Below are 20,874 nucleotides of genomic sequence, written 5' to 3' on the forward strand. Positions count from 1 at the left end.
CGGCCGCAACGTCGCTGTCGGACTCGCGGCAGGTGCGCCGGCGCGCCGAAACCGCCACCGCTTTTCGATGAGGAAGGTGATTTTTGCCCAAGTGCCCGACACCCTGGATGCTGCTGGCCGCCCTGGCCCTGCTCGCCGGCTGCGAGGCCGACCAGCAGCGAGGCGGCGGCGGCCGTTTCGGTGGCGGCCCCGTGACCGTCATCACCGAAGTGATCGAGCCCCGGAACATCGTCGACCAGGTCGACGCCATCGGTACCGTGCTCGCGGACGAGTCCGTCGAGATCACGCCCCGGGTCACCAGCATCATTACCCGCATCGCCTTCCGGGAAGGGCAGCTGGTCGACGAAGGCGACCTGCTGGTCGAACTGGAGAACAAGGAGATCCGCGCCGAGCTGGCAGTGGCGGAGGCCTCTCTGAGCGAGAGTCGCAGCCAGTACGAGCGGGCACGCCAGCTGGCCGACACCCGGGCCATCTCCGCCTCCAGCCTAGAGGAACTGCTCGCCGCGATGCAGGTGGCCCAGGCCCAGGTGCAGGCGGCGCGGGCGCGCCTGGAGAACACCTTCGTCCGTGCGCCGTTCAGCGGCAAGATCGGCCTGCGCCGGGTGAGCCCGGGCAGCCTGGTGAATCCGGGCACGGTCATCACCACCCTGGACGACCTCGACCCGGTCAAGCTGGAGTTCTCGGTACCGGAGGCCTTCCTCGGCGTATTGCGCGAGGATGTGGCCGTCTCCGCCCGCAGCCCGGCCCTGCAGGGACGGCAGTTCCGCGGCCGCATCGACAGCGTCGACACGCGGCTGGATCCGGTCTCCCGGTCGATCCTGGTGCGTGCGATCCTGCAGAACGAGGACGACCTGCTCAAGCCCGGCATGTTCCTCACGGTAGCCCTGCAGATGCGGCGCAGCGACATCCTCATGGCACCCGAGCAGGCCATCGTGCCTGAGCGCGGCCAGCACTACGTGTATGTCGTGGCGCCGGAGGACCGGGCGGCCAGGCGACAGGTGGAACTGGGGCAGCGGATACCGGGCGCAGTGGAGATCGTCTCCGGGCTCGTTCCCGGCGACCGGGTGATCACCGAGGGTACCCAGAAGGTGCGCGAAGGCTCCGAGGTCGTCTACGGCACCGTCGGGATGTCGCGGCCGTGATCCTGTCGGAGATCTCCGTGCGGCGGCCCGTTTTCGCCACGGTGCTGTCGCTGATTCTGGTCATCGTCGGCCTGATGTCGCTGGGCAACCTGCCGATCCGGGAGTACCCGGACATAGAACGGCCGGTGGTAAGCGTCGACGGCAATTATCGGGGGGCGTCGGCGGAGATCGTCGAGCGCAAGATCACCCAGCTCGTCGAGGACGCCGTCGCCGGCATCGAGGGCATCGAAAAACTCACCTCCACCAGCTACGACGGCCGCTTCGACGTCAGCATCGAGTTCTCCGCCGACCGGGACCTGGACGCCGCAGCCAACGACGTGCGCGAGCGCGTGGCGCGGGTGGTCGAGGACCTGCCCGAGGAAGCGGATCCGCCCGAGATCACCAAGGCGCGCGGCGGCACCGGCGCGACAATGTACATCGACCTGTCGAGCACCGCACGCTCGCCCATGGAGCTGACGGACTTCGCCGAGCGTTATCTGGTCGACCAGTTCTCCATCGTCAGCGGCGTGGCCAACGTGCGGGTCTTCGGCGGGCGCCGGCTGGCCATGCGCCTCTGGGTCAAGCCGGCAGCCCTCGCGGCGCGCGGCCTGACGGTGACGGAGATCGAGGATGCACTGCGGCGGGAGAACGTGGAGCTGCCCGCCGGCCGCCTGGAGTCCAGCCAGCGGGAGTTCACGCTGCGCACGTCGACCGGCCTCTCGAGCGTCGAGGATTTCCGCCGGCTCGTGGTGGGCCGGGGCGACGACGGCTATCTCATCCGGCTGGAAGAAGTGGCGGACGTCGAGCTGGCACCGGAGGACAACCGCAACATCTCGCGTTCGAACGGCATCGCCGGCGTGAGCATGGGCATCATCCCCCAGTCGAAGGCGAACATCCTGATGCTCAACACCGGCGTGCGCGAGCAGATCGAGCGCATCCAGCCGACCCTGCCGGACGACATCAACCTGTCGGTGAATCTCGACTTCTCCGTATTCATCAGCGAGTCGATCAAGGAGGTCGTGAAAGCGCTCGGCCTCGCGCTGCTGCTGGTGCTGATCGTGATCTACGGCTTCATCGGTTCGCTGCGAGCCACCCTGATCCCCGCGCTGACCATCCCCGTCTCCATCATCGCCGCATTCACCGTGATGGCGGCGATGGGCTTCTCCATCAACGTGCTGACGCTGCTCGGACTGGTGCTGGCCATCGGCCTGGTCGTCGACGATGCGATCGTCGTGCTGGAGAACATCGCGCGGCGCATCGAAGGAGGCGAGCCCGGCCTGCTGGCGGCCGTGAACGGCAGCCGCGAGATCGGTTTCGCCGTCATCGCCACCACCGCAGTGCTCGTGTCCGTGTTCATCCCGATCTCCTTCATGGAGGGCACGGTGGGCCGTCTGTTCGGAGAATTCGGCATCTCGCTGGCGGCAGCGGTAGTCTTCTCCAGCCTGGTGGCTCTGAGCCTGGTACCGATGCTCTCCTCCAAGCTACTAGGGCGGCGTATCGCGCGGGGCCGCCTGACCCGTTTCGTGGATCTGCTGTTCCGGCGCCTGTCCGCCCGCTACGAGGCCGGTCTGCGGCGCTCCCTGCGCCATCCGTTACTGGTGGTGGCCGGCGCTCTCGCGGTCTTCGCGGCTGCGCTCGCCCTGCTCGCCGAACTGCCCGTGGAGTACGCGCCGTCGGAGGATCAGGGAGCGGCCTTCATCGCCATGAACGGGCCGGACGGTGCCAGCCTGGAGTACATGGACCGCTACGCGCGCCAGGTCGAGGACATCGTCCTGCCCGACGTGGAGAGCGGCGACGTACGGCGCATACTGACGCGCTCGGCCTGGGGCGGCGGCGACGACGTCAACCGCATGTTCTTCTACATACCCCTGGCGCTCTGGAGTGAGCGAGAGCGCTCGGCCGAAGAGATCGCCTCGGCCTGGCGGCCCGAGCTCGCCGCGCTGCCCGGCGTAACCGTCTTCGCCCGCGGCTCGTCGTCCGGACTCGGCATCCGCGGCTCCAACCGGCCGGTGGAGATCGTCCTCGGCGGCACCGATTACACGGAGATCGCGGACTGGGCCGAGCGCATCATCGCAAGAGCCTCGGAGGAGAACCCGCGGTTACTGGGTCTGGAGACCGACTACCAGGAACGCAAGCCGAAGATGGACGCGGCCATCAACCGCAACCGTGCGGCCGACCTCGGCGTGTCGCTGGCGACCATCGGACGGACGCTCGAGACCGTGCTGGGTTCGCGCCGGGTCACCACCTTCATCGACGGCGGCGAGGAGTACAACGTCATCCTGCAGGGCGGCCAGCAGACGCGCAGCACGCCCGACGACCTGGACAGAATCTTCGTGCGCTCCGATGTGACGGGCCGGCTGATACCCCTGGCGAACCTCGTGACGCTGGAGGAAACCTCCGGGCCGGTGGACCTCAAACGCTTCGATCGGCTGCGCTCCATCACCGTCTCCGGCGGACTCGCACCCGGTTACTCTCTCGGCGAGGGGCTGGCGTACCTGGAACAGTTGGTGACCGAGGAACTGCCAGCCGAAGTCCAGCTGAACTACGATGGTGAGTCGCGGGAATTCAAGCGCTCGGGCAGCGCGCTCTACACAACGTTCCTGCTGGCCCTCCTGATCGCATTCCTGGTGCTCGCGGCCCAGTTCGAGAGCTTCCGCCACCCGATCGTCATCATGGTAACGGTGCCGCTCGCCATCGCGGGCGCCCTCGTGGGCATATGGATCTTCGGCTCCTCGGTCAACGTCTTCAGCCAGATCGGCGCCATCATGCTGATCGGCCTGGCGGCCAAGAACGGCGTGCTGATCGTCGAGTTCGCCAACCAGCTCCGCGACCGCGGGCTGGAATACCGGGAGGCAGTGATACAGGCCGCGGGTATCCGGCTGCGGCCCGTGCTGATGACCAGCATGTGTACTGCATTCGGTGCCGTGCCGCTCATGCTGGCGGTGGGCGCCGGCGCCGAGGCCCGGCAGTCCATCGGCGCGGTCGTGTTCTTCGGCGTCAGCTTCTCGGTATTCCTGACGCTGCTGGTAGTGCCGGCCGTCTATATCCTGATCGGCAAGAACACCCGCTCGCCCCAGTACGTAGGCAAGCTGGTCGATCGACTTCGCCAGCGCGAGCAGAGCGCCGCGGCGGAAGACCAGCTCACCCGATAGCGCGTAGGAGGGCCTTCAGGCCCGATCCGGCTTTCTGTTTGCGTAGGCCCGTCAATGACTGGAACGGTCTTTCTTCCAGCCCTCATGTCTACGGGTTCGCCACATGTGGCGCCTATGTGGTTCCCTTCTTCGTACTCCTGGCCGAGGGGACTTGGCGTGTTGTCGAAGTAGTTCTGTCCCAATGCCAATCGCCTGGCTTCCAGTTGCCGGTAGAGGCGGACAGCCCCCGCGCACGCCTCCGCAATCTCCGCTTCAGTAAAGCTGTAATCGGTCTTGAGCTGCTGCAGTCGCCGAGGGACCAGTACATTGTCGCCTCTCAGTTGCGCCGCAAGGAGCATGGCAAGCATGTTTACCGGCGGATTGTCGGATACCCTCATGGTCGAGACGTTCTGACTAATCCAGGGAGATGCCCATACGCTCGACGCCGAAACCAGTGCAGATGTGCTGCCAAGCACTGCCGCCTGCTCGTACAGTTCCATCATTTTTCTGGGGTCGATCGTGAGATAACGCCCCGCCAGGGTCGTTATAGCCGCCGTGTTCCCCTGGGCGATCAGCTCCTGCAACTGTCCTTCGTCAAGGCTTCTGAGATGCGTTCTCTCGGCCGACATGTAGCCACGTTCTCTCTCCCAGGCTTCCTGGCGAGTGATAGCTAGCGCGGACGGTTTACTTGACTGTGCGTCGGCTACGGCGGACGACGAATCGGGTTCTCCCATGTCCTGCGGGCTTGACGAATCTCGTTCAGAGGTCTCAGCGGTATTGGCGACAGGCGCAGGCGTTCTGCCGTGTGGCTCGGTACCCGAATCCCCACGCATCATCCAGGCGATAACCAAAACGGTGAGCAAGCCGACGAGGGCGGCATATACGATCAGTCGGCTCTTCAACAAAGTGCTGCATCCCCTGGAATCGGTCTCCCTGTCGGCCCTGACGCCGCCCACAGCCTGGTTCGGCCGCTAACGGGCCCGTGGCCGGGAGTGCTGGCACCGATCAGCAGCGCTTCGTGACTGTGGCACACCTTTCGGCCACGGGCCCGTCAGCAGGTGGGCAAGGGTGGCGGGGGTCGTCCGGGATGCGACGCAGGCTTCGATGGGCATGTAGGAGGGGCTTGAGCCCCGATTAGCGCTCGCCCGCCTCAAGCGGAGATCGGGGCTAAAGCCCCTCCCACAGTGAGCGTCCCCGCCACCCTTGCCCGCCTGATGGCGGGGCAACGCCCAGCAGAGAGCCCGATCGGGCCTGAAGGCCCTCCTACGTGGGAACCCGGGCGGTCAGTCCTGGGATTCGGCGGCCTCGGTCTCTTCCGGCTGGTCGAGGAGCTGGACGATGGCCATCGGCGCCGCATCCCCGGGGCGGAAGCCCGTCTTCAGGATGCGCAGGTAACCGCCGGGACGCTCCTTGTAGCGCGGGCCCAGCTCGTTGAACAGCTTGCCCACCGCTTCCTTGTCCCGCAGGCGATCGAACGCCCGGCGACGCTGGGAGACGCCGTCGACCTTGGCCATGGTGATGAGCGGCTCGACCACGCGGCGCAGCTCTTTCGCCTTCGGCAGCGTGGTCTTGATGGTCTCGTGGCGCACCAGCGAGGCGGCCATGTTGCGGAACATGGCGCGGCGGTGCGGACTGTTACGGTTGAGCTTTCGCCCCGACTTCTGATGTCGCATTGCTGACTTCCGGTTATACGTTCAGGCGTTCGTTCGACGGACGACGTCCGGTGCCGCGAGTGCCATCGGCCCCCAGCGGCCCAAGATGGCCCCCGATGGACTCGATCAGGCGGACAGCGCCTCGCGATCGGGACGCAGGCTCGGCGGCGGCCAGTTCTCGAGCTGCATGCCGAGCGACAGGCCGTGACTCTCCAGCACGTCCTTGATCTCCGTGAGCGACTTCTTGCCCAGGTTCGGCGTGCGCAGCAGCTCCACCTCGGTACGCTGCACCAGGTCGCCGATATAGTTGATGCTCTCGGCCTTCAGGCAGTTCGCGGAGCGCACGGTGAGTTCCAGCTCGTCCACCGGCCGCAGCAGGATCGGGTCGATCTGTGCCTCGGCGGCGGCGCCGGCGCCCTCTTCCTGACCCTGCAGGTCCACGAAGACGCTGAGCTGATCCTTCAGGATGCTGCCCGCACGGCGGATCGCCTCTTCGGGATCGATGGTGCCGTTCGTCTCGATGTCGATGATGAGCTTGTCGAGGTCGGTGCGCTGCTCCACGCGGGCCGCCTCCACGTTGTAGGTCACCCGGCGAATCGGGCTGAACGAGGCGTCCAGCTGCAAGCGGCCGATGGGGCCGCTTTGCTCCTCGAAACTCGCACGCTGGGTGGCCGGACGGTAACCGCGTCCGCGGATCACCTTCAGCACCATGCGCAGCTCGCCGGCCTTGGTCAGGTTGGCGATCACCAGATCCGGGTTCAGTACCTCGACGTCATGGTCCAGCTGGATATCGCCGGCCGTGACCGGACCCGGGCCCTTCTTGGAGATGGAAAGCTCGGCGCTTTCGCGGCTGTGCATGCGCACGGCCACCTGCTTGAGATTCAGCAGGATGTCGACGACGTCTTCCTGCACGCCCTCGATGCTGGTGTACTCGTGCAGCACGCCCTCGATCTCGGCCTCTACGATAGCCGCGCCCGGCATGGACGACAGCAGGATGCGCCGCAGCGCATTGCCCAGCGTGTGGCCGAAGCCCCGCTCGAATGGCTCGATGACGACCCGTGCGTGCTGCTCCGTCTCCGGAGTCACCTTCACGACACGAGGTTTCAGAAATTCGGTTACTTCCGACATGGGACAGGGTCCTCCTGATTACTTGGAGTAGAGCTCGACCACCAGGTTTTCGTTGATGTCCGGCAGGATGTCGTCCCGCTCCGGCAACGTCTTCAGCAGTCCGGTCATCTTCTTGGTGTCGACTTCGACCCATTCCGGAAAGCCCACCTGGCCGGCGATCTCGAGTGCACTCTGGATGCGGAGCTGCTTCTGCGCCTTCTCTCTGATCGAGACCTGGTCGCCGGCGCTGACCTGGTAGGAGGGGATGTTCACCACCTTGCCATTGACCATCACGCCCTTGTGGCTGACCAGCTGACGCGCCTCCGCACGCGTCGAGGCGAAGCCCATCCGGTAGACGGTGTTGTCCAGCCGCCCTTCCAGCAGGCGCAGCAGGTTTTCGCCCGTGGAGCCCTTCAGCTGTGCCGCACGCTTGTAGTAGTTACGGAACTGGCGTTCCAGCACCCCGTACATGCGGCGCAGTTTCTGTTTCTCGCGCAGCTGCAGACCGTAGTCGGACAGACGTCCGCGGCGGCCGGTGGCACTGCCACCCGGCGGCGTGTCCAGCTTGCACTTGGCGTCCAGCGGCTTCACGCCGCTCTTCAGGAACAGATCCGTGCCTTCGCGGCGCGAGAGCTTACATTTTGGTCCGAGATATCTTGCCATGATCCTCTTTACCTATACCCGACGACGCTTCGGAGGACGACACCCGTTGTGGGGTATCGGCGTCACGTCTTCGATAGTCTGAATACGGAAACCGACGGCATTCAGCGCGCGCACCGCGGACTCACGGCCCGGGCCCGGCCCGCGCACGCGTACGTCCAGATTCTTCACGCCGTAATCCTGCGCAGCCTTGCCCGCCTTCTCGGCGGCCACCTGGGCGGCGAAGGGCGTCGATTTCCTTGATCCGCGGAAGCCACAGCCACCGGCCGTTGCCCAGGAAAGTGCATTTCCCTGGCGGTCGGTGATCGTGATGATCGTATTGTTGAAGGAGGCGTGCACGTGCGCGATTGCGTCCTGCACCTGCTTGCGGACCTTCTTCCGCGTGGTCGTTTTCTTCGGTTGAGCCATCTTATGTCCTTACTGGAATCCTGATGCCCGGCGCTTACTTGCGGACCGGACGGCGGGGGCCCTTGCGGGTCCGCGCGTTGGTGCGGCTGCGCTGGCCGCGCACCGGCAGGCCGCGGCGGTGACGGATGCCGCGGTAGCAACCGAGGTCCATCAGACGCTTGATATTCATGGACTGCTCACGGCGCAGGTCGCCCTCCACCGTGAAACGGGCCACCTCGTTGCGCAGCCGGGCCACTTCCGGCTCGGCCAGATCCTTCACCTGGACGTCCGGTGCGATACCCGCCTCGTGACAGATCTTGCGCGCCGTGGTATGGCCGATGCCGTAGATGCTGGTGAGCGCTATCGCCACGTGCTTGTGCACCGGGATGTTAATGCCTGCTATACGCGCCACTGATAATTCCTCTGTTCTCTCTTACTGGCCGCCCTGCTCGGGGCTTCCTTCTCTCTCAACCCTGCCGCTGCTTGTGCCGCGCATCCGTGCAGATGACGCGCACGACGCCGTTGCGCCGGATGATCTTGCAGTTGCGGCAGATCTTCTTGACTGATGCACGAACCTTCATCGTCTCTCTCCGTCACCGGGCCGTCAGCGGATCTGGCCCGCGCGACCGTAATTCCTCAGATTGGCCTTCTTCATCATCCCTTCGTACTGGTGCGACATCATGTGCGCCTGCAGCTGGGACATGAAATCCATCGCGACCACCACCAGGATGAGCAGCGACGTGCCGCCGAAATAGAACGGGATGCTCGGGTAGAACAGCCGCACGAACTCCGGCATCAGGCAGACGGCCGTGATGTAAATCGCACCCCAGAACGTCAGCCGCGTCAGCACCCGATCGATGTACTCGCCGGTCTGGGCGCCCGGCCGGATGCCCGGGATGAACGCGCCCGAGCGTTTCAGGTTGTCCGCCGTCTCCTTCGAGTTGAACACGAGCGCCGTGTAGAAGAAGCAGAAGAAAGCGATCAGGACGCCATAGAGCAGCATGTAGACCGGCTGCCCCGGACCCATGCTGGTGCCGATGTTCTGCAGCGTTCGCTGGACCCAGGTCGGGTCCGCGCTCGTGCCTGCGAACTGGGCCAGCGTGGCCGGGAACAGCAGGATACTGGAGGCGAAGATCGGCGGGATCACGCCCGACATATTGATCTTGAAGGGCAGGTGCGTGCTCTGGGCCGCATACATCCGCCGTCCCTGCTGACGCCGCGCGTAGTTCACCGTGATGCGCCGCTGGGCCCGCTCCATGTACACCACGAAAGCGGTCACCGCCACGATGGCCAGCAGGATCAGGATGGCGAAAGCCGGGGCCATCTCACCGTTGCGCACGAGCTCTGCCGTGCCGGCGATGGCGCCTGGCATGCCGGCCACGATGCCCGCGAGGATGATGATGGAGATACCGTTGCCGATGCCCCGCTCCGTGATCTGCTCGCCCAGCCACATCAGGAACACCGTGCCGGTCACGAGCGTGATGGCGGCGGTGAACAGGAAGCCCGGCCCCGGATTTATGACCAGGTTGGGCTGGTTCTGGATGGCATAGGCTGCCGTCACGGACTGGAACAGCGCCAGCGCCACCGTGCCGTAGCGCGTGTACTGGGTGATCTTGCGCCGGCCCGACTCGCCTTCCTTCTTCAGCTGGGCGAGGCTCGGCACCACCACCGCAGCCATCTGCATGATGATGGCGGCGGAGATGTAGGGCATGATGCCCAGCGCGAAGACGCCGAAACGCTGCAGCGCGCCGCCCGAGAAGAGGTTGAACAGCCCCAGGATGTTCCCCGACTGCTGGTCGAAGAAGCTCGACAGCGCAATGGGGTCGACGCCGGGCACCGGTATGAAGGTGCCGACGCGATAGACCACCAGTGCCCCGACCAGGAACAGGAGCCGCTGCCGCAGCTCGCTGAGCTTCCCGCTCTGGGCCAGTGCCGTTGCCGGATTGTTGCTGGGTGCTTTCGCCACTTTCCTTTCCGTCAGTCCTCGATGGAGCCGCCGGCCGCCTCGATAGCCTTGCGGGCGCCAGGGGTCACCTTGATCCCTTTGATTTTCACGGCCTTCGTCAGTTCACCGGAGGCGATCACTTTGGCCTTCACGACGCGGCTGCCGACGATGCGCGCCTTGCGCAGCGCCTCCAGGTCGATGGGGTCCGCGTCCACGTTCGCGAGTTCGTGCAACCGCACCTCCGCGCTCAGGCCGCGGCTGGGCGAGTTGAAGCCCACCTTGGGCAGGCGCCTCTGCAGCGGCATCTGGCCGCCTTCGAAGCCCACCTTGTGATAGCCGCCGGATCGGGCGTGCTGGCCTTTCTGGCCCCGACCGCTGGTCTTGCCCTGGCCCGCGGAATGGCCGCGGCCCAGGCGCTTACCGGCCTTCTTGCTGCCCTCTGCAGGCTTAAGCGTATTCAGACGCATCTCTAGACTTCCTCTACGTTCAGGAGATAGGACACCTTGTTGATCATGCCCCGGTTCTCCGGCGTATTCGCGACGGTGACCGTCTGGTTGATCTTCCTGAGACCGAGCCCGGATACGCAGGCCTTGTGGTTGGCCAGGCGCCCGTACCGGCTCTTCACCAGCGTCACTTTCAGCTTCTGTCCCTTGTTCTCTGACTTGCCCATCGTGCTAGCTCTGTATCTCGTCGACTTTCTTGCCGCGCTTCGCAGCGATACGGTTCGGCGAGTGCACCGACTGCAGCGCGTTGATCGTCGCGCGCACCACGTTGATGGGGTTGCGCGAGCCGTAGCTCTTTGCCAGCACGTTACGCACGCCAGCGCATTCGAACACGGCGCGCATCGCACCGCCGGCGATGATGCCGGTACCCTCGGAGGCCGGCTGCATCAACACCTTCGTGGCGCCGTGACGGCCCTTGACCTCGTACTGCAGCGTCTCGTCCTTCAGGTGCAGCGACTTCAGGTTCTTCCGCGCGGCCTGCATCGCCTTCTGGATCGCGATGGGCACTTCACGGGCCTTGCCGTAGCCGAAGCCGACCTTGCCGGCGCCGTCGCCCACCACGGTCAGCGCGGTGAAGCCGAACTGGCGACCACCCTTCACGACCTTGGCGACGCGGTTCACGGTCACCAGTTTCTCGAGGAGATCGTCGCTGCCTTGTTCCATTCTTGCCATGTGTCACTACCCGATGCCCCGCCTCTCGCCCGGCGGGTATTCATTGATCCTAGAACTGCAGACCGGCCTCGCGCGCCGCGTCCGCCAGTGCCTTCACGCGACCGTGGAAGCGGAACCCGGAGCGGTCGAACGCCACCGATTCCACGCCGGCCGCCTTCGCCTTCTCGGCGATGGCACGGCCCACCTCGACCGCCGCGTCCACGTTGCCGGTACCCTTGAGCTTCTCGCGCAGTTCCTTCTGCACCGTGGAGGCGCTCGCCAGCACGCTCGCCCCGTCCGGGGCGATGATCTGCGCGTAGATGTGCCGCGGCGTCCGATGGACGCTCAGGCGGTGCACGGCCAGCTCGCTGATCTTGGCCCGCGTCCGGCGGGCCCGGCGCAGCCGGCTCTGTTTCTTGTCCAGTCTCATATCCTGAAATCCTCGGAAACCGGTTACTTCTTCTTCGCTTCTTTCATGACGACGCGCTCGTCGGCATAGCGCACGCCCTTGCCCTTGTAGGGCTCCGGCGGGCGGAAGCGACGGATCTCGGCGGCGACCTGCCCCACTTGCTGCTTGTCGGAGCCGCGCACGACGACCTCGGTCTGGCTCGGCGTCTCGACCTGCACCCCCTCCGGCACCTGGTAGGCCACCGGATGGGAGAAGCCGAGGGTCAGATTCAGCGTGCTGCCCTGGGCCTGGGCACGGTAGCCGACGCCCCGCAGCTCCAGCTTGCGCTCGAACCCTTCGGTGACGCCCTGCACCATGTTGGCCAGCAGCGCACGGGTGGTGCCCGCCATGGCATTGGCGAAGCGCGAGCCCGAGCGCGCCTTCAGCGTGACGGTGCCATCTTCCTGGCCCAGCTCGACCTCGTGGTTCAGCTCCATCTCGAGCGCGCCTTTCGGCCCTTTCACGTTGACGGTGGTACCGCTGACGGCCACCTCGACGCCCTTGGGCAGCGCTACCGGTTGTTTTGCGACTCTAGACATTTTCCTGACTCGTTGTATCGCTTAGGAGACGACGCAGAGAACCTCTCCGCCGATACCCTGCGCCCGGGCCTGCCGGTCACTCATGAGCCCGGCCGAGGTCGACACGATGGCCACGCCCAGGCCACCAAGTACCCGCGGCAGCTCGTCCTTGCCCCGGTAGATGCGCAGCCCGGGACGGCTCACCCGCTGGATGCGCTCGATCACCGGCTCACCCTGGAAGTACTTCAGGTCGACGCTGAGCGTGCGCGAGGCACCCTCGCCCTCCACCGAGTAACCGGTGATGTAGCCTTCTTCCTTCAGCACCTCGGCCACGGCGGCCTTGATGGTGGACGCCGGCATGGCGACGCTCACCTTGCGGGCCTTCTGACCATTGCGAATGCGGGTCAGCATGTCGGCGATGGGATCGGTCATGCTCATATCATCAACCTCTGTTACCAGCTCGCCTTCGTGAGACCCGGAATCTCGCCCTTCATGGCGGCTTCGCGCAGCTTGTTCCGCGCCAGGCCGAACTTGCGGTAATAGCCATGGGGGCGGCCCGTGATCGAACAGCGATTGCGCACCCGCACCGGGCTCGCATCCCGCGGCAGCGCCTGCAGCTTCGCCTGCGCGGCACGCCGCTCTTCGTCGGAGCTACCCGGGCTGGCGATGACCGCCTTCAGTTCTGCCCGCTTGCGCGCGTAGCGCTCCACCGTCTTCTGACGCTTGCGCTCGCGCTCTACCATCGATTTCTTTGCCATCGGCTGGAACCTGTCTACTTTTTGAACGGGAAGTTGAACGCTTCGAGCAGCGCCCTGCCTTCCTCGGGATTGGTGGCTGTCGTCGTAATCGTGATGTCCATGCCCCGGATCTCGTCGATCTGGTCGTATTCGATCTCCGGGAAGATGATCTGCTCGCGCACGCCCAAGCTGTAGTTGCCCTGCGTGTCGAAAGAACGCGGATTCAGGCCGCGGAAGTCGCGGACACGCGGGATCGCGATGTTGACGAGGCGATCCAGGAACTCGTACATGCGCTCCCGGCGCAGCGTGACCTTGGCACCGATCGGGAAATCCTCGCGGATCTTGAACCCGGCGACCGACTTGCGCGCTTTGGTGACCACCGGCTTCTGGCCGGCGATGCGGGTCATGTCGGCGACGGCGTTGTCCAGGATCTTCTTGTCGCCCACGGCCTCGCCAACACCCATGTTGATGGTGATCTTCGTGATCTTCGGGACGCGCATGGGATTGCTGATGCCGAGCCGCTCCTGGAGCTGGGGCACCACCGTCTCGCGATAATATTCCTGCAGTCTGGACATAGCTCTGTACTCGATGCGCGGCGTCCTCAGACGTCCACGACCTCCTCATTCGACTTGAAATAGCGCACCCGCGAACCGTCCTCCAGGGTGCGGATGCCGATCCGGTCGCCCTTCTTGGTCTGCGGGTTGTAGACCATCACGTTCGAGATATGCAGCGGCATCTCGCGGTCGACGATACCGCCAGGGACGCCCATGTTCGGGTTCGGGCGCTGATGCTTCTTGGCCACGTTCACGCCTTCGACGAGCACTCGCTCGTCGGGGTAGACGCGCAGCACGGTACCACGGCGGCCCTTGTCCTTGCCGGCGATCACGACGACTTCATCGCCTTTCCTGATCTTGTTCATTTCGCTCTCTCGTCCTCTCGGCCTGGTCTTCCCGGTCAAAGCACTTCCGGTGCCAGCGAGATGATCTTCATGAATCGACTGGTCCTGAGCTCACGGGTCACCGGGCCAAAGATACGGGTGCCGATGGGCTCCAAGCGGTTGTTCAGCAGCACCGCCGCGTTACCGTCGAAGCGGATCAGCGAGCCGTCCGGGCGGCGCACACCCTTGCGCGTACGCACGACGACGGCGTTGTAGATCTCGCCCTTCTTCACCTTGCCGCGCGGGATCGCATCCTTCACGCTGACCTTGATGATGTCGCCGACGTTGGCGTACCGGCGCTTGGAACCGCCCAGTACCTTGATGCACATGAGGCGTCGCGCACCGCTGTTGTCCGCGGCGTTCAGAACTGACTGCATCTGAATCATTGCTGTAAATCCAATCCGGTATCTGTCTCAAAAACTGCCCGATCGACGGCTTCGTGCGTCCGTACCCGGGTCACTCCACCCGCGCCCGCTCGACGATGCCGACCACCTTCCACGCCTTGTGGCGGGAGATTGGGCGGCACTCGGCGATGGACACGCGGTCGCCCGGGCGGCACTCGTTGGCCTCGTCGTGGGCCATGACCTTGCTCGTGCGCCGGATGTACTTGCCATACACCGGATGACGGGTCAGCCGTTCGATCGCCACGGATACGGTCTTGTCCATCTTGCTCGACACGACCCGGCCGGTCACCGTACGCGCGGTCTTCTGTTTCGTCTCGTCGTTCATTTGGCTTCACCCTGCGTGGAGACCTCGTTCAGGACTGTCTTCACACGCGCAATTTCCTTGCGGACGCGGCGGTACTCGTGGGGACGTGTCAGCTGGCCCGTGGCCTGCTGCAGGCGCAGGTTGAACTGCTCCTTGCGGAGCTTCAGCAGCTCCTCGCCCAGCTCCTCGGCCGTCTTGTCTCTCAGTTCACTCGCCTTCATCACATCACCTGACGGGACACGAACACCGTCTGCATCGGGATCTTGGCAGCCGCAAGGCGGAACGCTTCGCGCGCCACTTCCTCGCTGACGCCTTCCATCTCGTAGAGCACGCGGCCCGGCTGGATCTGAGCCACCCAGTACTCGACGTTACCCTTGCCCTTGCCCTGGCGTACTTCCAGGGGCTTCTTGCTGATCGGCTTGTCCGGGAATACCCGGATCCAGATCTTGCCGCCGCGCTTGATGTGCCGGGTCATGGCACGACGGGCCGCCTCGATCTGGCGCGCCGTCAGCCGGCCGCGACCCACCGCCTTCAGCCCGTACTCGCCGAAGGCCACCGTATTGCCCCGCTGCGCCAGGCCGCGGTTACGGCCCTTCTGCTGCTTGCGGAATTTGGTTCGTTTTGGCTGCAACATCTCCGCGGCTCCCTATCTCGAGCTCGTCGCCTGTTCGGCGGCTTCCTGGATGACCTCGTTCTTGTCCAGGATCTCACCCTTGAATATCCACACCTTCACGCCGATCACGCCGTAGGTGGTCTTCGCCTCGGCCAGGCCGTAGTCGATCTCGGCCCGCAGCGTGTGCAGCGGCACGCGGCCTTCCCGGTACCACTCCGAGCGGGCGATCTCCGCGCCGTTCAACCGGCCGCCGACTTTCACCTTCACGCCCTCTGCACCCACGCGCATCGTGTTGGTGACCGCACGTTTCATCGCGCGGCGGAACATCACGCGGCGCTCGAGTTGCTGGGCGATGCCCTCGGCGACGAGCTGGGCGTCCATCTCGGGCTTGCGGATCTCGGAGATGTTGATGCGCACGTCGCCGAGCGGCATGCCCACCATCTGCGCGACCTGCGAGCGCAGTTTCTCGATGTCCTCGCCTTTCTTGCCGATGACGATACCCGGCCGCGCCGTGTGGATCGTGATATTGACCTTCTTGGCCGGACGCTCGATCTGAATCTTGCTGACGGAGGCATCCTTCAGCTTCTCCTTGATGAAGGTACGGACGTCGTGGTCCGTCTTCACATAGCCGGGGAAACTCTGCGTGTCGGCATACCACTTCGACGTCCAGTCGGTCGTGATACCCAGGCGGATGCCCGTCGGATGTACTTTCTGCCCCATTATGCGTCCTGTTACTCGTCTGCCACCCGGATGGTGATATGACTGTTGCGTTTGATGATCCGCGCACCGCGGCCCTTCGCACGGGCACGATAGCGGCGGAATGAGGGCGCCTCGTTCACCTCGATGGCGGCGATACGCAGCTCGTCGATATCGGCACCGTGATTATGCTCCGCATTCGCGATGGCGGACTCGAGTACCTTCTTGACGATCCGCGCCCCCTTCTTGGGCATGAACGCCAGCGTCTTCAGCGCGCCATCCACCGTCTTGCCGCGGATGGTGTCCGCGACCAGCCGGCATTTCTGCGGCGAGATGCGCGCGTAGCGCAGTGTTGCTGCAACCTGCATCAGCCGTCTCCTCAGCGCTTCGTCTTGCGATCGCCGGAGTGACCCTTGAAGGTCCGGGTGATCGCGAACTCGCCCAACTTGTGACCCACCATGTTCTCCGATATCAGGACCGGCACATGCTGGCGCCCGTTATGCACGGCGATGGTCAGACCGACCATGTCCGGCAGGATCATCGAGCGCCGCGACCATGTCCTGATCGGGCGGCGGTCGTTGCTCTCCACAGCCGTCTGCACCTTCTTCTGGAGGTGGACGTCTACGAAAGGACCTTTCTTAACCGAGCGTGGCATCTTTCAAACCCTGTATTACTTCTGCTTGCGGCGCTTGCGGCGGCGCACGATCATCGAATCCGTGCGCTTGTTCTTGCGCGTCTTGTAGCCCTTGGTGGGCACGCCCCACGGGGTCACCGGATGGCGGCCGCCGGAAGTCCTGCCCTCGCCGCCGCCATGGGGGTGGTCGACCGGGTTCATGACCACACCGCGCACGGTCGGGCGCACACCTTTCCAGCGCTTCGCGCCGGCCTTGCCGAGCTTGCGCAGGTTGTGCTCGCCGTGGCCCACCTCGCCGATGGTGGCCCGGCACTCCGAGTGGATGCGCCGCATCTCGCCGGAGCGCAGCCGCAACGTCGCGTAGGTGCCCTCGCGGGCCGCGAGCTGGGCCGAGGCACCGGCCGAGCGCATCATCTGCGCGCCCTTGCCCGGCTTCATCTCGACGCAGTGGACGACCGTGCCGACCGGGATGCTGCGCAGCGGCAGGGCGTTGCCCGGCTTGATCGGCGCGTCCTCGCCCGACAGCACCGTCTGGCCGGCGCTCACGCCCTTCGGCGCGAGGATGTAGCGCCACTCGCCGTCGGTGTACTTGACCAGCGCCAGGTGAGCACTGCGGTTCGGGTCGTATTCGATGCGCTCGACCGTTCCCGGGATGCCGTCCTTGTTGCGCTTGAAGTCCACGATACGGTAGCGCTGCTTGTGCCCGCCGCCCTGGTGGCGCACCGTGATGCGGCCCTTGTTGTTGCGGCCGCCGGTCTTCGACTTCTTGGCCAGCAACGGGCCGTAGGGCTCGCCCTTGTACAGCTCGGGCGTACGCACCTTGACGACGAAACGCCGGCCGGCGGATGTCGGTTTTGCTTTCTGCAGTGGCATTCTTCTGGACCCCTGTTACTCAGCGCCGAGGAAGTCGATGTCGCTGCCCTCGGCCAGCTTCACGTACGCCTTCTTCCACGCCGGGCGCTTGCCGATGGTCTGGCCGAAGCGCTTGAACTTGCCCTTGTGGTTGACCACCTGCACACCCGCTACCTCGACCTCGAAAAGCATCTCGACCGCTGCCCGGATCTCCTGCTTGGTCGCGTCCCGGCGCACCCGGAACACCACCTGGTTGTCACGCTCGCCCACAGTCGTGGTCTTCTCGGAGATGTGCGGCCCGAGGACTACGTTCATCAGTCTTTCCTGGCGTGCGATGGCGCTCATGACAGACGCTCCTCGATCAGTTTCAGCGCGGGCACGGTGATCAGCACCTTTTCGAAGCGCATCAGCGCGACCGGATCAACGGCCGCCACGTCGCAGATGCCCACGTTCTTCAGATTGCGTGCCGCCAGGTAGACCTTCTCGTCGAACGCCTCGTTGACGATCAGCACGTCGTCCAGCCCCAGCGACTTCAGCTTGCCGGCCAGCTCCTTCGTCTTCGGCGCCTCCAGAGTGAGCTCGCCGGTGACCACCAGGCGCTCCTGACGGATCAGCTCGGAGAGCACCGACTTCAGGGCACCGCGGTACATCTTGCGGTTGACCTTCTGCTCGAAGCTCCGCGGCCTGGCGGCGAACGTGCGGCCACCGCCGACCCAGATGGGGCTGCGGATCGTGCCCGCGCGAGCCCGGCCCGTTCCCTTCTGCCGCCACGGCTTGGCGCCGCCGCCGCGCACGTCGGAGCGGTTCTTCTGCGCCTTCGTGCCGGCACGGGCACCGGCCAGGTAGGCCGTAACGACCTGGTGCACGAGCGACTCGTTGTAGCTGGCGCCGAAGGTGTCTTCCGAGACCTCGACGCTGCCGCCGGCATCGGCGAGTTTCAGTTCCATCGTCATGCCTTGCTACCCTCGCTACCTGCGCGCGCCTTGATGGCAGGCTGCACGATGACGCGGCCACCGCGGTGGCCGGGGACCGCCCCCTTGACCAGGATCAGGTTGCGCTCGGCATCCACCCGGACAACCTCCAGGTTCTGGGTGGTGCGGCGCACGTTGCCCATCTGGCCGGCCATCTTCTTGCCCTTGAACACGCGGCCCGGCGTCTGGTTCTGACCGATCGAGCCGGGCACCCGGTGGGCAAGCGAGTTGCCGTGGGTGGCGTCCTGGGTCCGGAAATTGTGCCGCTTGACCGTACCGGCAAAGCCCTTGCCGATGGTCGTGCCGATCACGTCGACCTTCTGGCCGACCTCGAACCGGTCCACGCGGATCTCGGCACCCGGCGCCAGCTCCTCATCCGCCGGCGCCTCGTCCAGGCGGAATTCGCGCAGGGAGTCGCCCGCATCGACCTTGGCGGCCGCGAACTGCCCGGCCCGGGGCCTGGACACGCGCGAGGACTTCGCGCTGCCGGAGGTGACCTGGAGCGCGTGATAACCGTCACGCTCCAGCGACTTCACCTGCGTGATGCGATTTGGCAGCGCCTCGATCACGGTGACCGGCACAGAACTGCCGTCCTCCGTGAAGATGCGCGTCATGCCGCACTTGCGGCCAACGATTCCGATAGCCATCTGAGACTTTCCCGTCGTGTGCCTGCTCCGGTTGGCCGGCACCCTCTTTTCAACAATGAAACAATCAACCTTCACCGCGATGACTACGATTGGCCATCGCTGCCTCTCGCGAGGTCAAGACACGCGAAAGGGGCCAGCTCTTCGCTAGACCCTCACCGGGTCTGCGGAACTGACCCCCACGCCGGCCGAAGCCGATGTGCCCGGGATTTGCCGTTTACGCCGCATGCGGCGGCGTCGCTGTCTGAGGATCAGGCCGACTCCCGGCCCGGCCTGATCCCGAAGGAGCCCGCTATTATAACAAGTCGGGCGCCATGTTCAATTTCTAATTCAACTTGATCTGGACGTCCACGCCCGCCGGCAGCTCGAGCTTCATCAGCGCGTCCACCGTCTTGTCCGTGGGATCCACGATATCCATCAGCCGCTTGTGGGTGCGCAGCTCGTACTGGTCGCGCGCGTCCTTGTTGACGTGGGGCGAGATCAGCACCGTCCAGCGCTCCTTCTTCGTGGGCAGAGGCACCGGGCCCTTGACCGTAGCGCCGGTGCGTTTCGCCGTCTCCACGATCTCCCGGGCCGACGTGTCGATCAGCCGGTGGTCGAAGGCCTTGAGGCGGATTCGGATGTTCTGGTTCGTTGCCATGCTATTTCTCTGATGGATCGGGCCTGAAGGCCCTCCTACATGCTGATCGAGGGATGTGGGAGGGGCTTTAGCCCCGATTCGATATCGGGCCTGGAGGCCCTCCCACATTGTTCAATCGATGATTTTCGCCACCACGCCGGCGCCGACCGTGCGGCCGCCCTCGCGGATGGCGAACCGCAGTCCGTCCTCCATGGCGATCGGCGCAATCAGCTCCACCACCATCTTCACGTTGTCGCCTGGCATCACCATCTCGGTGCCCTCCGGCAGCTCCACCGCTCCCGTCACGTCCGTCGTGCGGAAGTAGAACTGCGGGCGATAACCCTTGAAGAACGGCGTGTGACGACCGCCCTCCTCCTTCGTCAGGATGTACACCTCGGCCTCGAACTTCGTGTGCGGCGTGATCGAGCCCGGCTTCGCCAGCACCTGGCCACGCTCCACCTCATCACGCTTCGTGCCGCGCAGCAGCACCCCCACGTTGTCGCCCGCCTGGCCCTCGTCCAAGAGCTTCCTGAACATCTCCACACCGGTGCAGGTCGTCTTCGTCGTATCCTTGATACCGACGATCTCCACCTCGTCTCCCACCTTGACGATGCCACGCTCGATGCGCCCCGTGACCACCGTGCCGCGACCGGAGATCGAAAAGACGTCCTCCACCGGCATCAGAAAGTCACCGTCCACCGCACGCTCGGGCTCCGGTATGTAGCTGTCCATCGCCTCGATCAGCTTGTAGATCGACGGAATACCGATGTCCGACTCGTCCCCCTCGAACGCCTTCAGCGCAGATCCGGTGATGATCGGGGTGTCGTCGCCAGGGAACTCGTAGGTCGACAGAAGATCACGTACCTCCATCTCCACCAGCTCCAGAAGCTCCTCGTCATCCACCATGTCCGCCTTGTTCAGGTACACCACGATGTAGGGCACGCCCACCTGGCGCGCCAGCAGAATGTGCTCGCGCGTCTGGGGCATCGGGCCGTCCGCCGCACTCACCACCAGAATCGCACCGTCCATCTGCGCCGCACCCGTGATCATGTTCTTCACGTAGTCGGCGTGGCCCGGGCAGTCCACGTGCGCGTAGTGGCGCGCCTCGCTCTCGTACTCCACGTGCGCCGTGGCAATCGTGATACCACGTGCCTTCTCCTCCGGCGCATTGTCGATCTGGTCATAAGCCCGCACCTCACCACCAAACTTCTCGGCCATCACCTTCGTCATCGCAGCCGTCAAAGTCGTCTTACCGTGGTCCACGTGGCCAATCGTGCCTACGTTCACGTGGGGCTTCGTTCTCTCAAACTTCGCTTTGGACATCTCTGCCTACCTTTCAG

Annotated in this window: 32 protein-coding genes; 2 read left to right on the forward strand and 30 right to left on the reverse strand. The window is 65.0% G+C overall.

All coding sequences use genetic code 11. The annotated features are described in order from the left end of the window. Positions 1 to 83: 83 nt before the first annotated feature. Entirely contained in the window at positions 84 to 1,142 is a 1,059-nt protein-coding gene (locus ACJMKX_RS08560) for an efflux RND transporter periplasmic adaptor subunit (RefSeq protein WP_405223700.1), read from the forward strand. Further along, positions 1,139 to 4,273 (forward strand): efflux RND transporter permease subunit, encoded by a 3,135-nt coding sequence (locus ACJMKX_RS08565; RefSeq protein WP_405223702.1) that lies wholly within the window; start codon positions 1,139 to 1,141, stop codon positions 4,271 to 4,273. The genes ACJMKX_RS08560 and ACJMKX_RS08565 overlap by 4 nt, the downstream gene beginning before the upstream one ends. Here ACJMKX_RS08565 and ACJMKX_RS08570 read toward each other — a convergent pair. From ACJMKX_RS08570 to tuf, 30 genes are all read right to left on the reverse strand, one after another. Continuing rightward, positions 4,162 to 5,154: a hypothetical protein gene (locus tag ACJMKX_RS08570; RefSeq protein WP_405223704.1), complete on the reverse strand. Its 993-nt coding sequence runs from the start codon at positions 5,152 to 5,154 to the stop codon at positions 4,162 to 4,164. The two genes, ACJMKX_RS08565 and ACJMKX_RS08570, sit on opposite strands and share 112 nt — an antisense overlap. 381 nt (positions 5,155 to 5,535) lie before the next feature. Then, positions 5,536 to 5,925, reverse strand: a complete 390-nt coding sequence (gene rplQ / locus ACJMKX_RS08575; protein WP_405223706.1) for a 50S ribosomal protein L17 — start codon at positions 5,923 to 5,925, stop codon at positions 5,536 to 5,538. Between the two features lie 105 nt (positions 5,926 to 6,030). Further along, entirely contained in the window at positions 6,031 to 7,032 is a 1,002-nt protein-coding gene (locus ACJMKX_RS08580; RefSeq protein WP_405223708.1) for a DNA-directed RNA polymerase subunit alpha, read from the reverse strand. An 18-nt stretch (positions 7,033 to 7,050) separates the two neighbouring features. Continuing rightward, positions 7,051 to 7,674 carry a 30S ribosomal protein S4 gene (gene rpsD, locus ACJMKX_RS08585; protein ID WP_405223710.1) on the reverse strand — a complete coding sequence of 208 codons (624 nt, stop codon included), beginning with the start codon at positions 7,672 to 7,674 and terminating at the stop codon, positions 7,051 to 7,053. Positions 7,675 to 7,686: 12 nt separating this feature from the next. After that, on the reverse strand, positions 7,687 to 8,079 hold the full coding sequence (gene rpsK / locus ACJMKX_RS08590; protein ID WP_405223712.1) for a 30S ribosomal protein S11: 393 nt from the start codon (positions 8,077 to 8,079) through the stop codon (positions 7,687 to 7,689). Positions 8,080 to 8,113: 34 nt separating this feature from the next. Next, positions 8,114 to 8,470 carry a 30S ribosomal protein S13 gene (rpsM, locus tag ACJMKX_RS08595; protein WP_405223714.1) on the reverse strand — a complete coding sequence of 119 codons (357 nt, stop codon included), beginning with the start codon at positions 8,468 to 8,470 and terminating at the stop codon, positions 8,114 to 8,116. A 55-nt stretch (positions 8,471 to 8,525) separates the two neighbouring features. Further along, positions 8,526 to 8,639, reverse strand: a complete 114-nt coding sequence (gene rpmJ, locus ACJMKX_RS08600) for a 50S ribosomal protein L36 (RefSeq protein WP_405223716.1) — start codon at positions 8,637 to 8,639, stop codon at positions 8,526 to 8,528. A 23-nt stretch (positions 8,640 to 8,662) separates the two neighbouring features. Beyond that, positions 8,663 to 9,961 carry a preprotein translocase subunit SecY gene (secY, locus tag ACJMKX_RS08605; RefSeq protein ID WP_405223814.1) on the reverse strand — a complete coding sequence of 433 codons (1,299 nt, stop codon included), beginning with the start codon at positions 9,959 to 9,961 and terminating at the stop codon, positions 8,663 to 8,665. 74 nt (positions 9,962 to 10,035) lie between these two features. Next, positions 10,036 to 10,470: a 50S ribosomal protein L15 gene (rplO, locus tag ACJMKX_RS08610; protein ID WP_405223718.1), complete on the reverse strand. Its 435-nt coding sequence runs from the start codon at positions 10,468 to 10,470 to the stop codon at positions 10,036 to 10,038. A 2-nt stretch (positions 10,471 to 10,472) separates the two neighbouring features. Next, positions 10,473 to 10,673: a 50S ribosomal protein L30 gene (gene rpmD / locus ACJMKX_RS08615; RefSeq protein ID WP_405223720.1), complete on the reverse strand. Its 201-nt coding sequence runs from the start codon at positions 10,671 to 10,673 to the stop codon at positions 10,473 to 10,475. 4 nt (positions 10,674 to 10,677) lie between these two features. Further along, entirely contained in the window at positions 10,678 to 11,178 is a 501-nt protein-coding gene (gene rpsE / locus ACJMKX_RS08620) for a 30S ribosomal protein S5 (protein WP_405223722.1), read from the reverse strand. A 49-nt stretch (positions 11,179 to 11,227) separates the two neighbouring features. Beyond that, positions 11,228 to 11,581: a 50S ribosomal protein L18 gene (gene rplR / locus ACJMKX_RS08625; protein WP_405223816.1), complete on the reverse strand. Its 354-nt coding sequence runs from the start codon at positions 11,579 to 11,581 to the stop codon at positions 11,228 to 11,230. 29 nt (positions 11,582 to 11,610) lie between these two features. Further along, complete coding sequence (gene rplF / locus ACJMKX_RS08630) at positions 11,611 to 12,144, reverse strand: 50S ribosomal protein L6 (protein WP_405223724.1); 534 nt, start codon at positions 12,142 to 12,144, stop codon at positions 11,611 to 11,613. A gap of 21 nt (positions 12,145 to 12,165) precedes the next feature. Then, entirely contained in the window at positions 12,166 to 12,561 is a 396-nt protein-coding gene (gene rpsH, locus ACJMKX_RS08635) for a 30S ribosomal protein S8 (protein WP_405223726.1), read from the reverse strand. A gap of 14 nt (positions 12,562 to 12,575) precedes the next feature. Beyond that, positions 12,576 to 12,881 carry a 30S ribosomal protein S14 gene (gene rpsN / locus ACJMKX_RS08640; protein ID WP_405223728.1) on the reverse strand — a complete coding sequence of 102 codons (306 nt, stop codon included), beginning with the start codon at positions 12,879 to 12,881 and terminating at the stop codon, positions 12,576 to 12,578. Between the two features lie 14 nt (positions 12,882 to 12,895). Beyond that, a complete protein-coding gene (gene rplE / locus ACJMKX_RS08645; protein ID WP_405223730.1) occupies positions 12,896 to 13,435 on the reverse strand; it encodes a 50S ribosomal protein L5 in 540 nt (179 codons plus the stop codon). Positions 13,436 to 13,461: 26 nt separating this feature from the next. Next, positions 13,462 to 13,779, reverse strand: coding sequence for a 50S ribosomal protein L24 (gene rplX / locus ACJMKX_RS08650; RefSeq protein WP_405223731.1), 318 nt, complete (start codon positions 13,777 to 13,779; stop codon positions 13,462 to 13,464). 35 nt (positions 13,780 to 13,814) lie between these two features. Continuing rightward, entirely contained in the window at positions 13,815 to 14,183 is a 369-nt protein-coding gene (gene rplN / locus ACJMKX_RS08655; RefSeq protein WP_405223733.1) for a 50S ribosomal protein L14, read from the reverse strand. Between the two features lie 70 nt (positions 14,184 to 14,253). Beyond that, entirely contained in the window at positions 14,254 to 14,526 is a 273-nt protein-coding gene (rpsQ, locus tag ACJMKX_RS08660) for a 30S ribosomal protein S17 (protein WP_405223735.1), read from the reverse strand. Then, positions 14,523 to 14,726 carry a 50S ribosomal protein L29 gene (gene rpmC, locus ACJMKX_RS08665; RefSeq protein WP_405223736.1) on the reverse strand — a complete coding sequence of 68 codons (204 nt, stop codon included), beginning with the start codon at positions 14,724 to 14,726 and terminating at the stop codon, positions 14,523 to 14,525. The genes rpsQ and rpmC overlap by 4 nt, the downstream gene beginning before the upstream one ends. Beyond that, a complete protein-coding gene (gene rplP, locus ACJMKX_RS08670) occupies positions 14,726 to 15,139 on the reverse strand; it encodes a 50S ribosomal protein L16 (RefSeq protein ID WP_405223738.1) in 414 nt (137 codons plus the stop codon). The genes rpmC and rplP overlap by 1 nt, the downstream gene beginning before the upstream one ends. A gap of 12 nt (positions 15,140 to 15,151) precedes the next feature. Continuing rightward, entirely contained in the window at positions 15,152 to 15,838 is a 687-nt protein-coding gene (gene rpsC, locus ACJMKX_RS08675; RefSeq protein WP_405223740.1) for a 30S ribosomal protein S3, read from the reverse strand. 11 nt (positions 15,839 to 15,849) lie between these two features. Beyond that, on the reverse strand, positions 15,850 to 16,182 hold the full coding sequence (gene rplV / locus ACJMKX_RS08680) for a 50S ribosomal protein L22 (RefSeq protein ID WP_405223742.1): 333 nt from the start codon (positions 16,180 to 16,182) through the stop codon (positions 15,850 to 15,852). Positions 16,183 to 16,193: 11 nt separating this feature from the next. Further along, on the reverse strand, positions 16,194 to 16,469 hold the full coding sequence (gene rpsS, locus ACJMKX_RS08685) for a 30S ribosomal protein S19 (RefSeq protein WP_405223744.1): 276 nt from the start codon (positions 16,467 to 16,469) through the stop codon (positions 16,194 to 16,196). Positions 16,470 to 16,484: 15 nt separating this feature from the next. Continuing rightward, positions 16,485 to 17,321 (reverse strand): 50S ribosomal protein L2, encoded by an 837-nt coding sequence (gene rplB, locus ACJMKX_RS08690; protein ID WP_405223746.1) that lies wholly within the window; start codon positions 17,319 to 17,321, stop codon positions 16,485 to 16,487. Between the two features lie 15 nt (positions 17,322 to 17,336). Then, positions 17,337 to 17,636, reverse strand: a complete 300-nt coding sequence (gene rplW, locus ACJMKX_RS08695; RefSeq protein ID WP_405223818.1) for a 50S ribosomal protein L23 — start codon at positions 17,634 to 17,636, stop codon at positions 17,337 to 17,339. Positions 17,637 to 17,641: 5 nt separating this feature from the next. Continuing rightward, positions 17,642 to 18,247: a 50S ribosomal protein L4 gene (rplD, locus tag ACJMKX_RS08700; RefSeq protein ID WP_405223820.1), complete on the reverse strand. Its 606-nt coding sequence runs from the start codon at positions 18,245 to 18,247 to the stop codon at positions 17,642 to 17,644. Positions 18,248 to 18,249: 2 nt separating this feature from the next. Then, complete coding sequence (gene rplC / locus ACJMKX_RS08705; protein WP_405223748.1) at positions 18,250 to 18,918, reverse strand: 50S ribosomal protein L3; 669 nt, start codon at positions 18,916 to 18,918, stop codon at positions 18,250 to 18,252. Between the two features lie 322 nt (positions 18,919 to 19,240). Further along, complete coding sequence (gene rpsJ / locus ACJMKX_RS08710; protein WP_405223750.1) at positions 19,241 to 19,555, reverse strand: 30S ribosomal protein S10; 315 nt, start codon at positions 19,553 to 19,555, stop codon at positions 19,241 to 19,243. A gap of 111 nt (positions 19,556 to 19,666) precedes the next feature. Next, positions 19,667 to 20,857: an elongation factor Tu gene (gene tuf, locus ACJMKX_RS08715; protein ID WP_405223752.1), complete on the reverse strand. Its 1,191-nt coding sequence runs from the start codon at positions 20,855 to 20,857 to the stop codon at positions 19,667 to 19,669. Between the last annotated feature and the right edge of the window lie 17 nt (positions 20,858 to 20,874).

Origin of the sequence: Lentisalinibacter sediminis (assembly GCF_040706615.1) — a bacterium.
Taxonomy (GTDB): Bacteria; Pseudomonadota; Gammaproteobacteria; order Steroidobacterales; family Woeseiaceae; genus Lentisalinibacter; species Lentisalinibacter sediminis.